Source organism: Bradyrhizobium sp. WSM1417 (assembly GCF_000515415.1).
Classification (GTDB): Bacteria; Pseudomonadota; Alphaproteobacteria; order Rhizobiales; family Xanthobacteraceae; genus Bradyrhizobium.
Genome location: NZ_KI911783.1, coordinates 613,581 through 625,583 on the forward strand (window position 1 = coordinate 613,581; position 12,003 = coordinate 625,583).

13 protein-coding genes are annotated in these 12,003 nt (G+C 64.4%); 7 read left to right on the plus strand and 6 right to left on the minus strand.

Annotated features, from left to right (window positions below; all coding sequences use genetic code 11):
• Window positions 1–17: 17 nt before the first annotated feature.
• The 3 genes from BRA1417_RS0102990 to BRA1417_RS0103000 all read left to right on the plus strand — a co-directional run bounded on the left by BRA1417_RS0102990 (window position 18) and on the right by BRA1417_RS0103000 (window position 3,076).
• Entirely contained in the window at window positions 18–995 is a 978-nt protein-coding gene (locus tag BRA1417_RS0102990) for a tripartite tricarboxylate transporter substrate binding protein (RefSeq protein WP_027514547.1), read from the plus strand.
• Between the two features lie 82 nt (window positions 996–1,077).
• Window positions 1,078–1,563, plus strand: coding sequence for a tripartite tricarboxylate transporter TctB family protein (locus BRA1417_RS0102995; protein WP_027514548.1), 486 nt, complete (start codon window positions 1,078–1,080; stop codon window positions 1,561–1,563).
• Window positions 1,564–1,567: 4 nt separating this feature from the next.
• Window positions 1,568–3,076 carry a tripartite tricarboxylate transporter permease gene (locus BRA1417_RS0103000; protein ID WP_027514549.1) on the plus strand — a complete coding sequence of 503 codons (1,509 nt, stop codon included), beginning with the start codon at window positions 1,568–1,570 and terminating at the stop codon, window positions 3,074–3,076.
• Window positions 3,077–3,086: 10 nt separating this feature from the next.
• Here BRA1417_RS0103000 and BRA1417_RS0103005 read toward each other — a convergent pair whose 3' ends face one another.
• On the minus strand, window positions 3,087–4,781 hold the full coding sequence (locus tag BRA1417_RS0103005; protein ID WP_027514550.1) for a bifunctional diguanylate cyclase/phosphodiesterase: 1,695 nt from the start codon (window positions 4,779–4,781) through the stop codon (window positions 3,087–3,089).
• Window positions 4,782–5,002: 221 nt separating this feature from the next.
• On the opposite strand from BRA1417_RS0103005, the gene BRA1417_RS0103010 reads away from it, so the two are divergent.
• Window positions 5,003–5,263: a hypothetical protein gene (locus tag BRA1417_RS0103010; protein ID WP_027514551.1), complete on the plus strand. Its 261-nt coding sequence runs from the start codon at window positions 5,003–5,005 to the stop codon at window positions 5,261–5,263.
• Window positions 5,264–5,277: 14 nt separating this feature from the next.
• Here the strand turns inward: BRA1417_RS0103010 and BRA1417_RS0103015 are convergent, their stop codons facing one another.
• The 3 genes from BRA1417_RS0103015 to mtgA form a co-directional block, all read right to left on the minus strand.
• Window positions 5,278–5,910 (minus strand): hypothetical protein, encoded by a 633-nt coding sequence (locus tag BRA1417_RS0103015; protein ID WP_027514552.1) that lies wholly within the window; start codon window positions 5,908–5,910, stop codon window positions 5,278–5,280.
• A 143-nt stretch (window positions 5,911–6,053) separates the two neighbouring features.
• Window positions 6,054–6,236: a 50S ribosomal protein L32 gene (rpmF, locus tag BRA1417_RS0103020; protein WP_027514553.1), complete on the minus strand. Its 183-nt coding sequence runs from the start codon at window positions 6,234–6,236 to the stop codon at window positions 6,054–6,056.
• 169 nt (window positions 6,237–6,405) lie between these two features.
• A complete protein-coding gene (gene mtgA, locus BRA1417_RS0103025; RefSeq protein ID WP_027514554.1) occupies window positions 6,406–7,080 on the minus strand; it encodes a monofunctional biosynthetic peptidoglycan transglycosylase in 675 nt (224 codons plus the stop codon).
• 160 nt (window positions 7,081–7,240) lie between these two features.
• On the opposite strand from mtgA, the gene BRA1417_RS0103030 reads away from it, so the two are divergent.
• Both BRA1417_RS0103030 and BRA1417_RS0103035 read left to right on the plus strand, forming a co-directional pair.
• Window positions 7,241–8,164 (plus strand): polyprenyl synthetase family protein, encoded by a 924-nt coding sequence (locus BRA1417_RS0103030; RefSeq protein WP_027514555.1) that lies wholly within the window; start codon window positions 7,241–7,243, stop codon window positions 8,162–8,164.
• A gap of 7 nt (window positions 8,165–8,171) precedes the next feature.
• Window positions 8,172–8,861 (plus strand): DUF1345 domain-containing protein, encoded by a 690-nt coding sequence (locus BRA1417_RS0103035; RefSeq protein ID WP_027514556.1) that lies wholly within the window; start codon window positions 8,172–8,174, stop codon window positions 8,859–8,861.
• Between the two features lie 132 nt (window positions 8,862–8,993).
• Here the strand turns inward: BRA1417_RS0103035 and BRA1417_RS0103040 are convergent, their stop codons facing one another.
• Both BRA1417_RS0103040 and BRA1417_RS0103045 read right to left on the minus strand, forming a co-directional pair.
• Window positions 8,994–10,835: a caspase family protein gene (locus BRA1417_RS0103040; protein WP_027514557.1), complete on the minus strand. Its 1,842-nt coding sequence runs from the start codon at window positions 10,833–10,835 to the stop codon at window positions 8,994–8,996.
• 175 nt (window positions 10,836–11,010) lie between these two features.
• On the minus strand, window positions 11,011–11,439 hold the full coding sequence (locus tag BRA1417_RS0103045; protein ID WP_027514558.1) for a GFA family protein: 429 nt from the start codon (window positions 11,437–11,439) through the stop codon (window positions 11,011–11,013).
• A 94-nt stretch (window positions 11,440–11,533) separates the two neighbouring features.
• Between BRA1417_RS0103045 and BRA1417_RS0103050 the strand changes: the two genes are divergently transcribed.
• A complete protein-coding gene (locus BRA1417_RS0103050; RefSeq protein ID WP_007598116.1) occupies window positions 11,534–11,908 on the plus strand; it encodes a nuclear transport factor 2 family protein in 375 nt (124 codons plus the stop codon).
• The last annotated feature ends 95 nt before the right edge of the window (window positions 11,909–12,003 follow it).

Here is a 12,003-nt window from a genome sequence, read left to right on the forward strand (position 1 = left end):
GCGAGGGAGGAGTTTCGATGTCGCGATTCGGGCTGAAGACAATCGCCTTTGCCGCCATGCATACCGTCGCGAGCGCGTTGCTCGCAACCGCGGCCAATGCGCAGGACTATCCCACCAAGCCGGTGACGCTGATCGTGCCGTGGCCGGCCGGCGGGTCGACCGACATCTCGATGCGCGCGATCGCCGACAGCGCCTCCAAAGTCCTGGGGCAACCGATCGTGATCGACAACAAGGCCGGCGGCGGCGGCACTGTTGGACCTGCCACCATGGCCGCGGCTGCGAAGCCGGACGGCTACACCATCTCACAGCTTCCGATCACCGTCTTCCGCCTGCCCTTGATGCAGGAGGTGTCCTGGGATCCGGCGAAGGACTTCACCTATATCGTTCACCTCACCGGCTACACCTTCGGCGTAACCACCAGCGCGGAGTCGCAGTTCAAGTCCTGGAAGGACGTGGTCGAGTTCGCGAAGGCAAATCCCGGCAAGGTGACTTACGCGACGCCGGGCACCGGCACCTCGCTTCATATCGGCATGGAGCAGATCGCCGCGATGTCCGGCATCAAGCTCACACAGGTGCCGTTCAAGGGCGGGGCGGAAACCAACGCCGCGGTACTCGGCCAGCACACCATGCTGCAAGCCGACTCCACCGGTTGGCGGCCCTTGGTCGATGCTGGCAAGCTGAAGCTTCTCATGGTGTGGACCGGCGCGCGATCGCCGAATTATCCTGACGTGCCAACGCTGAAGGAACTCGGCTATCCCATGGTCTATGATTCCCCGTTCGGCATCGCCGGCCCCAAGGGCATGGATCCCAAGATCGTCGCCAAGCTGCACGACGCCTTCAAGAAGGCGGTCGAGGACCCCGCGGTGATCGCCACGCTCGCCAAATACGATATGGTGCCGAGCTACAAGAATACCGAGGACTACAAGAAGTTCGTCGTCGAGGTCACGGAGTCAGAGCGCAAGGTGATCGACACGCTCGGGCTTGCGAAGAAGTAGGATTGAGCCACTTTCGTGTCCCGGATCTGCAGCGCACCGCGTCGCGCTGCGTAGTGTCCGGGGCACGGCCGAGAGGGTATCGATGAACGACCAAACCACCGTCAAACTCCGTCTCAACAACTCCGAACTCTGGGGCGGCTTGATCGGGCTCGCGCTCGGCGGCTTCGTGATCTGGCAGGGCGTGAAGCTCAAGCTTGGCACCATCAACGACCCCGGCTCCGGCTACGTGCTGTTCTACACGGGCATCCTGATGTGCGTGTTTGCGGCCAGCATTATCATCTCGGCCATCACCGAGGGCGGGCCGACGCTAGCTTCGCGCTGGCAGAGCGTGAGCTGGAGCAAGCCGCTTCTCGTCATCGTCTGCCTCACCGCGTTCTCATTTGCCCTCGAGCCGCTGGGATTCCTGCTGTCGTCGATTCCGCTCATGTTGCTTTTGCTGCGCTTGATCGATCCCGTGCGTTGGACGCTGGCCATCCCGATCGCCGCGCTGGTGCCGCTCGGAATGTGGTGGGTACTCAAGCGGTTGCTGCTGATCCAGCTACCCTCGGGCCTGTTCGGGATCGGTTGATCGCATGGATACGCTCGTCAACGTCGCTCATGGGTTTGGCGTCGCGCTCCTGCCGATCAACCTGCTCTATTGCTTCATCGGCGTCTTCATCGGTACGCTGGTCGGCGTGCTGCCAGGCATCGGGCCGATCTCGGCGATGTCTCTGTTGCTTCCAGTGACACTGTCAGGAACGCCGGAATCCGGCATCATCATGATGGCGGGGATCTATTACGGCTCGATGTATGGCGGCTCGACCACCTCGATCCTGGTCAATATCCCGGGCGAGGCGGCTTCCGTCGTGACCTGTATCGACGGCCACCAGATGGCGAAGCAGGGCCGTGCCGGCCCTGCGCTGGGCATCTCCGCCTTCGGCTCCTTCATCGCCGGCACATTTTCGCTCGTTGCGCTGATGCTGGTGGCGCCTCGGCTCGCCAACATCGCCATCGCGTTTGGCCCTGCCGAATATTTTAGCCTGATGGTGCTCGGCCTCATCGTGCTCACGTTCCTCACACAGGGATCAATGCCGAAGGCGCTCCTGATGGCGTGTATCGGCGTCGTGCTCGGACTGATCGGGCTCGACAGCATCACGGCGCAGCCGCGGCTGACGTTCGGCCGCATGGAGCTGATCGACGGCATCGGACTCGTGCCCGTCGTGATGGGCCTGTTCGGCGTCGCCGAGGTGCTGCTCAATACCGAGCAGGCGATCAAACGCGATATCATCAACGCCAAGATCACGCAGCTGTTGCCCAACAAGGCCGATTGGCAAGCGAGCGCCGGCCCGGTGGCGCGCGGCACGTTACTCGGCTTCCTGCTCGGCATCCTCCCGGGCGGCGGCGCGGTGGTGGCCTCGTTCGCGTCCTATGCCCTGGAGAAGCGGCTGTCGAAAACACCGGAGCGTTTCGGCCATGGCGCGATCGAGGGCGTAGCGGGTCCCGAATCCGCCAACAACGCGGCGGCCGGAGGCGCTTTCATTCCGCTGATGACCTTGGGCATCCCTCCGAACGTGGTGATGGCGCTGCTGCTCGGCGCCTTCGTCATCCACGGCCTGCAACCGGGGCCGCTGCTGATCACGCAAAACCCCGGCCTGTTCTGGGGCATCATCGCCAGCATGTATATCGGCAACGTGATGCTGCTGATCCTCAATTTGCCGCTGATCGGCATGTGGGTGCAGCTGCTCAAGCTGCCCTACAACATCCTGTTCCCGCTGATCATCCTGTTCACGATCCTGGGGGTCTATTGCTCGAGCAACAATGTGTTCGACGTCTATGTGATGATCGCGTTCGGGATCATCGGCTATTTCATGCGCAAGCTCGGCTTCGAACCCGCGCCGCTGGTGCTGGCATTCGTGCTGGGACCGATGATGGAGAACAATTTGCGCAAGTCGCTGATCCTGTCGCAGGGCGACCTCTGGACCTTCGTGCAGCGGCCGATCTCGGCAGCGTGTCTTGCGCTCGCGCTGGTGCTGCTGATAGCGCCGCTATTGCCCGCGTTGCGCAAGAAGCGCGAGCTCGTGGCGCTGGATGAGGGGGCGTGAGGGTTTGGTCTCAGCTTGCCGCGGGCAGTGCGCTGTCCGGCGGCGCTCCCCAGGGGCGGTCGGCTGAGGCGAGCCCGATCAGGCGGCCCTGGATGTAGTCGCAGCCCCAGTCGCGCAGCATGTTCGCGGCTTCTTCGTCCTGGACCCATTCGGCCACCGTCTTGATGTCGAGGCGGCGGGCGAGGTCGATCAGGGTCTGCACGAAGGCGCGGTCGTCGGCGGAACGAGTGATGTTCTGCACGAAGGCGCCGTCGATCTTCACGATATCCACGCCGAGCTTGCGCAGATTGCGGAACGAGGTGTAGCCGGCGCCGAAATCGTCGATGGCGATGCGACTGCCGAAATTCTTCAGCCGGGTGACGAAGCCGCGCACATCGTCGATGTCCTGGATCGCGACGGTTTCGGTGATCTCTACGATCAGCCGCTCGGCGACACCCGGATGGGCGCGCATCAGAGATTCGATTCCCGCCCACCAATCCGGATCCATGGTGGTGTCCGGCGAAATGTTGAGGCTGAGGCAGATGTCGGGCGCGGCCGCGAGCTCGGCGACCACGAGCTCGAGCACGCGGTGATCGACCAAGCGGATCAGCCCGAGCCGTTCCGCGACCGGCACGATGTCGGGCGCGAGCAGCACCTGGCCGTCGCCCTGGTCCATCCGCACCAGGCATTCGTGAAAGGCGCACTCGCGCGAGAGGGCAGCAACCACCGGCTCATAGGCAAGCTTGATGCGGCGCTCGTTCAGTGCGGTGACGATCTCGTCGGTGACGCGGATGTTGACGCGGCGTTGGGCGTCGCGCGCGGCATCCGGGCGCCAGGCTGCGAACGAGCCGACGCGGCGTTGTTTGGCGGTGTCCAGGGTCTCGTGGGCGCGATTGACGGCTTCATCGGTGTTGCGGGCATAGCGCGGCACGCTGACCGCGCCGATCGAGGCGGTAACCGATACCGGGCCGGATTTGGTCGGCACGACCTCGTCGCGGATGCCGGCGAGGAAGCGCTCGGCGGCGACGTTCATGTCGTCGACGGTGCAGTTCTTCAGGATCAGGCCGAACTTGTTGCCGGAGAAGCGGCCGAGCACGTCGCCGCCGCGCAAGCGCGCGCGAATGCGCGTGGCGACGTCGAGGATCACGGCGTCGGCGACGTCGAAGCCGAAGGCGTCGTTGACACGCGCGAGATGATCTATGCCGACCAGCATGAAGGCTGCGGTCGAGCGAAAACGGGTCGTCTCCTCGATGGCTTCGGCCAGCGCGGCGATCAGATGCGAGCGATTGAGCTCGCCGGTCAGCGGATCGAGCCGGGCCAGCTTCGTCAGTTCCTCGTCGCGGGCATGGCGTTCATTGTTGATGCGGACGGATCCGATCGCACGCACCGGACGGCCGTCGGGGCCGGCGAACCAGCGGCCGGTCTCCTCGATCCAGACCACGGGATCGGCGGCGCTCATGCGCACGCCGTACTCGACCCGGTAGGGCGTGCCGTCGGCGCCATGCACGGCTGAGGTCTGCGCCAGCGCGGCGGTCCGCAGCGATTGCGCGGGCTCGATCAGCCTGGCGAATTCCGCGCCGGTGGCCATCCGTTCGGCGGGAATCCCGGGGAAGATGGCGATGACCTGCTCACCCCAGACGATGGCATCGCTGGCGATGTCCCAGGCGAACACGGCCTGGCCAAGGGCGGCCAGGATGTCGGAGGCTTGCGGCAATGCGGGGGTCAAAATCGCCTCGTTTCGGGACAGCGGGGAGTCCTGAGTCGGCACAGGATAAAGCCAGATTCGCCATTGACCCTAGGCAAAGTTGATAAACAATTTGGAAACCACGTTTCCTCACGCGCAGGAACCAAACCGGCCCGCCCGGCATAGGCCTTGCGAGTACATGACACGCACTGGCGCCAGCGTCTCGAAACGCGACAATCTGCGCCGGGTCAACGGTGATTGCGATGTTGAGTACCGATCGATCGAACGCGTCGGACAACGGCACGGGCTCGGCCCTGGTGCCGCTGATGCCGATTTTGCAGTGGGTCCACAAGGCACCGCTGCCGCGCCCCGACCCCAGCTTCGTCACCCAGCTCATGGCCAATGCCGAGCATCTGCCCCAGGCGAGCCGGCTGCGCCGCGTGTCTTCCGAGGATGCGCAGGTTGCCTATGGCAGCAAGCGCCCGCTTCCAAGCGTCACCGCGCGTACGCGGCAGGTGGCTTGAAGCCTTGAAGTAGATCAGCGAGGCGCGTCGGGAGACGGCTGGGTGCCGTTGCCCGGCTGCAAATGCGGCGAAGGGATTTCCGGCGAGGCCGTGCTCTGGACCGGCTTCGGCGCAGGATGATCCATCAGCACGGATTCGGCGACCGACTGCGCGGAGGGTGCGGATGCGGGCGGCGCAACGACCGGCTCGAACTTGGGCTCGACCACTGCTTCATCGACTGCCGCTTCAGCCTGACGCCTGCCCTTTCGCGGCGCTGGTGCCGCTTCGGTGACATAAGCGACGCGGCGGCGCGTGCGCTGGGCGATGCCGCCGAGGAAATCGGCCATCGCCAGCAGCACCAGAAGGAAATAGGTGGAGTTGCCGAATTTCGGCCACATGACGAACTCGGCCGCAGCCGCACCGAACACGATCAGCGACAGCAAATGATCCATGAGGAATTTCGAGCCGGGCCGTGCGCCCTTGACCACTTCGAGCAGCAGCAGCACGACACCTAGCGCGAGCATCACGTCGGAGAGCGTGACCGGCCAGGCCTCGCCCGTGATCATCGGCACCTTGAACAGCACGTCCGTAAAGGACACGCTCGGCATCAGGAAGGCGATGATGTTGTAGACCGCGAGCGGGATCAGGAGCAGCGGGAAACCGACCATCGGCGAAATGCCTTCTCGATCAAGATAACCAGACAGGACAATGCGGCGGCGAAGCATTCGCTCCGCCGCCGTCACTGTCATATCTCATGGGTTGGCCGAAATCAGGCAGGCGAAATCATCCTGCCTGGGGAAAGGTCCTGAATTCAGGACTCTTTCTTCTTCAGGACCTGACGGCCCTTGTACATGCCGGTCTTGAGGTCGAGATGATGCGGACGACGGAGCTCGCCGGAATCCTTGTCTTCCACATAGGCCGGCTTCTTGATGGCGTCAGCCGAGCGGCGCATGCCACGGCGCGACGGCGAGGTTTTTCTTCTCGGAACGGCCATTTCAGTATCCTCTAGGGATTGGTGTCATCAGGGCATCGTCCACGAGGGGACGGCTCAGCACCCGCAAACCGAGGCGAGCTGAATGCCGGTCAAGGCCGGGCTTATAGAGGAAGGCCTGCCTTAAATCTAGGGCTCTGGGCCGGAAAAAGCGCCCGAAAAGGACCCGAAATCAGCGATTCTCCCGCCAGCAGGTTGAAAGCGAGCTGGCCTGCGCCCTCGCCACATAGGTCCCGGCCAGTCGCCGGACGCCCGGTCCCGGCGTTCTGGCGCTGCGCTTGACCGGATTCGGCAGGATCGAGGCCAGAAGCGCCGCCTCCCGGGGGGAGAGGTTAGCTGCCGACTTGCCGAAAGCATAGGCGCTGGCCGCCTCGGCCCCAAATTGGCCCTGCGGGCCGAGCTCGGCGATGTTGAGGTAGATTTCCAGAATCCGTGTCTTGGGCAGGACGAGATCGATCCACAGCGCCAACGGGAATTCCAGCGCCTTGCGGACGAAGTCCCGCCCCTGCCAGAGAAACAGGTTTTTCGCCACCTGCTGGGTAATGGTGGAGGCGCCCCGGAACGGGGTGCCGTCCTCCCGGGCATCGTCGACCGCCTCACGCAGCGCCCCCCAATCGATGCCGTGATGCTTGCAGAAATGGGCGTCCTCAGCCGCCACCACCGAGCGTGGCAGCGAGGGCGACATCGCCGCCAGATCGATCCAATCCCGCTGCATCGGCGCCCCCCGAAGCGAGCGCCAAATCATCAGCGTCGAAACGGGATGGCCGGTGCGGTAGAACGGCGCGATGACATAGGGCGCGAGAGCCGCGACCGCGAGCACCAGGAGAAGGATTTTGACGACGCGCAAATCAACCTTTCCGGCGCAGAACGAAACGCGGCCACAAGCCCGGCATTAAGTCTGTGATAATTCGGGCCTTTTCCAGCACTTTTTAGGCCTTCCAAACGATTGACTGAGGCGGGCGCATAAAGGATTGTCCCGCCGAATTTTAGTTCTGGAGCCCTTCTTGATGACCGGCACGTCCCCGTCCGATTTCGCCAAACGTCTGGACAAGACCGCTGATGACACCGAAGCCCTGCTCGGGCGCCTGCTGTCGGACGACATTCTGCCCGATGAGATCGCCCGGCCCAAGCGACTGATGGACGCAATGCGCTATTCGAGCCTCAACGGCGGCAAGCGCCTGCGGCCGTTCCTGGTGGTCGAGAGCGCGGCCGTGTTCGGCGTGCCGCGCGAAGCCGCGCTGCTCGCCGGTGCGGCGCTCGAATGCATCCACTGCTATTCGCTGATCCATGACGATCTGCCGGCGATGGACAATTCGGACCTGCGTCGCGGCCGTCCGACCCTGCACAAGAAGACCGACGACGCGACCGCGATCCTCGCCGGCGACGGCCTCCTGACGCTCGCCTTCGACATCATCACCCGCGACGAGATCCATCGCGACGCCAATGTGCGGCTTTTGCTGACCCGCGCGCTGGCGCGCTGCGCCGGCATCGGCGGCATGGTCGGCGGTCAGATCCTCGATCTCGCCGGCGAAGGGCGCTTTGGCGGCAACGAACCGATCGACGTCGCCCGTATTCAGCAGATGAAGACCGGCGCGCTGCTGCGCTACGGCTGCATCGCCGGCGCGATCCTCGGCCAGGCCTCGCAAAAGGAATATCAGGCGCTCGACGATTACGGTCGCGCGCTCGGCGAAGCCTTCCAGATCGCCGACGATCTGCTCGACGTCGAAGGAGATGCCGCCGCGCTCGGCAAGCCTGCCGGCGCCGATGCAGCGCTCGGCAAGACCACCTTCGTCACCCAGCTCGGAATTGAAGGCGCCAAGCAGCGCGTCCGCGACCTGCTCGCGCGGGCTGACAGTGCCGTGTCGATCTTCGGCGAACGGGCCGCCGTGTTGCAAGCGGCTGCGCGGTTCGTCGCCGAACGCAAGAACTAGCCGTGCGATGACGGGCGGCACCAAAGAGGATCCCGCCCTCGCCCGCTTTCGCAAGATGTCGCGGCCGATGCGGCTGATTTATGCGCGGCCGCGGACGTTCATCTCCCTTGGTGTCGGTATCCTCGTCTGCCTGCTTTTGCCGGGCTCACCCCGGCTGACGACGCGGCTTGTGCTCGGCTGGGATGCGCTGATCGCGGTCTATCTCGTGCTGGTCTACGCGATGATGCTGTGCAACGACCACCAGCACATCCGCCGCGCCGCTGCGATGCAGGACGACGGCCGCTTCGTGATTCTGCTGGTGACGGCGATCGGCGCATTTGCGAGCATCGCAGCCATTGTCGCCGAGCTCGGCGTCCACCGCGGCGCCGCGGAGCTGACCATCGCGATCACGACCATCGCACTATCCTGGGCCGCGGTGCACACGACTTTCGCTCTGCATTACGCGCATGATTATTATCGGCACCCAACGCCAGGTGGCCTCGAGTTTCCCAGTCGCGACAAGGAGGACCACGCCGATTATTGGGACTTCGTCTACTTCTCGTTCGTGATCGGCATGACCGCGCAGGTCTCCGACGTCGGCATATCCGACAAGACCATCCGCCGCACCGCCACCGCGCACGGCATTATCTCATTCATCTACAACACGGCCTTGCTGGCGCTGACGGTCAACATCGCGGCGAGCGCGATCTCGACGTAGTCGTCGTCCTGGCGAAAGCCAGGACCCATTGCCACCGGCTGTGGTTTTGCGAAGACTGGTGGTTGGCTCCTCGGCGCCGCAACTTCTCCCTGGGGTAATGAGTCCTGGCTTTCGCCAGGACGACATTGGGAGTTAATTACAGACCTCGGCGTTGGCATCGTTGCCGGGGCCGCCGCCGCCGCGATATTCGAGATGGCAGCCGCGGTTGACCGCACGACAGCCGCTGTTGTTGCAGAATAGCTGCCCGCCACTTGAGCGGCGGCTGGTGCCAGCGGCAGCAGCGATGCCCGCAGCGCCACCAAAGCCGCCCGCTGCTCCGGCAGCCTCACCGCCGGCTTGGCGCCGCTGCCGTGCGGGACGCTCGTCGGCATCGTCACGCTTTGCGGTCGCAGGCTTGGCGGTCGCAGGCTTGGCGGGCTTGGCGACACGCTGCTTCTCGCATTCGTTGTCGTCGTTGATCGCAAAGCCATCACGGCAGACGATCTTGGTGCACTTGTCGCCGTCGGCCTTGAAGCCGTGCTCGCAAACCAGCGGACAGACGCGCGACTGTTTCGACTTGACCGTGTCGAGTGCATCGGTGCTCGCCACCTTCACGTCGAGCTTGGTGCCGGCATAACGATTGAACTGCGACAACGAGCGCTGCGCGGACGTCGTCCAGTTGCCGTCGGCGGCGCCGGAGAAGCAGCCGACGCGCCCGAGCTCGGTCTGCACCGAGCGGCTGAGATCGGCCGGCGCGGTGGCTGGCGTCAGCGACGCAACGTTGGTGCCGGCTGGGCTTGCCGTGCTGGCTGGCGCTGCACTGGGCGCCGCGGCGGCGAGATTGACGCGCTGCTGCTCGGCGGCGGCCGCCTGCTGCTGCGCCTGCTCCTTGGCCTTTTGCGCGGCAAGCTGTACCTGCTCTGCGGCCTTCGCATCGGCGGCTGCCTTGGCCTGCGTATCCTTCTGCGCGCCAACCGCGGCAAGACGATCGCGCTCGGCCTCGGCCTGTTTCGCCTTCTCGGTGGCCGCCGCATGAGCCTGCTCGGCGCCGATTTTTTCGAGCTGAAGCTTGGCAAGGCTCGCATAGAAGCCGTCGGAATGCTGGGCGAGGAACGCCTCCCATGCCGGCCTGTTGCCGACCTGGAGCGCGAGCTCGTAATCGCGGCGGATGTCGGCTTGCGGGTTCGGCGCGGGCGCAGCGGCAGCCGCAGCCGTCACCTTAACCGGCACCAGCGGCACGTCCTCGCCGCCGAGCGAGCCATAGACGAACGGCTCCTGCTTGTTACCTGTCGACTTGAGCACGTCGTCGCGCACGAAGCCGAAGGCGCGGCGGACGTCGAGGCCCGGCGTCGTCAGATGCTTGGACAGCGCCACGGTGAAGGGGCTGTTCGCACCGTCGCCGTCCTGCGCCGTGAAGCCGGCCTTGGCCGAATAGGCGATCAGCGTGTTGGGGCTGGTCGGCTCAACCTGGGCGAGGCCGCGGCCGATGCCGCGCGAGGCGACCGTGCGCTTCATGGTCTTGCCGAACGGATTGTCACGGCAGGCATCCAGGATCACCAGGCGAAGCTGCTTGGCCGGTTCGACCGCGACCAGGACGCGGTCGAGGGAGAGCGCCTCGTCAAAGACGTCGGTGTCACGCTCCAGCTTGGCGTCGACAGGGATCAGATAGTTCGAGCCTTCGACCTCGATGCCGTGGCCGGCATAATAGACCACAGCGATATCGGCATCGCGGGTCCCGTCGGCGAATTCGCGCAGCACGCGCCGCGTCTCCTGCGCCGTCAGATCGCGCCGGGAATCGACGATGTCGAACCCGGCCTCCTTCAGCGTCCTGGCCATCACCGAACCGTCATTGACGGGGTTCGTCAGCGACGGCGCATGCTGATAGGCGGAGTTGGCGATCACCAGCGCGACGCGCTTCCCGGCGAAAGCGGGCCCGGCGCCGAATAGCAGCGCGACGGCGAGGAGAAGTGGGCAAAGTCTGAGCAATTTGCGCATGACACGACTTCCAAGTTCAGGGCAGTTCGAGCCCCTTTGGGATGGCTTTAGCAGGGTCCGCCGCGAGCGCTTGTGATGGAGGTCACGAAGGTGGTGCCAGCGGCAGGCCGAAAGACCCCTTTTGTTTGTCGCGCCAGTTCGGCCGCGGTTCGCCGCGAAACGGGTGCACAGCAGGTCAGGCATTCCCGATGTGGCCCCGATATCGAGGCAGATTGTCCGTAATCTCGTGCCAGGGCGCCTTCGAGCCCACGAAAATGTGGGCGTTCGGTCGGATCGAGGGGGCATCCACCAGGGTTCCCATGGCGACATGGACCCATTTCCCGTCGCGCACCCGGGAATAAAGCAGCGAGCCGCAGCGGGCGCAGTGGGCGTCATGGGTGGTGTCGTCACCGTAGATGGTGCGCTGGTTCTCGCCGCCAACGATGCGGAACTTGCTCTGCTCGATGCCGGCGAACGGCTTGAAGGCGGCGCCGGTGGTGCGGCGGCAATTCGAGCAGTGGCAGTTCATTGCATAGGAGAACGCGTCCGCCACCTCGTAGCGCACGGCGCGGCAATAGCATTCGCCGACCAGGATACGAGCGTTCGAATTCTCTGATCCGGTCATCACAGTGTCCTCGCGCAAATGGTACGCACTCTTATAGCGCATTTTGATCTGTACGACTAAGTTCGGCCCGAGCCATCAGTCAAAGGGATGACCCATGAGCCAGAACCGTTCGAGCGTCGAAGCCGTCGTGCAATCCTATTTCGATGGACTTTACGAGGGCGATGCCGAAAAACTCGGCGCCATCTTCCATCCCTCCGCCGATTTGCGCTGGGTCGAAAAGGGCGAGCTGCAGGTGCTGACCGTGCCGGACTGGCTCGACCGGGTGCGCAAGCGCCCCTCCGGCAAGGCCGAAGGCAAGCCGCGCGAGGATTTCATTGTCACCATCGACCGTTCCGACGACAAGACCGCCTTCATCAAGGTCCGGTGCCAACTGCCGCCGCGTTTTTTCACCGACTATCTGGTGGCGATGAAGCTCGCCGACGGCTGGCAGATCGTGTCGAAGTCTTATCGGTATGATCTGCGGGAGTGAGAGGGGCCTAATCTTGCGCTGCCCGAAATCGGGCGCACTCGTCCCACATCCTCCGTCATTGCGAGCGCAGCGAAGCATCCAGAGTCTTTCCGCGG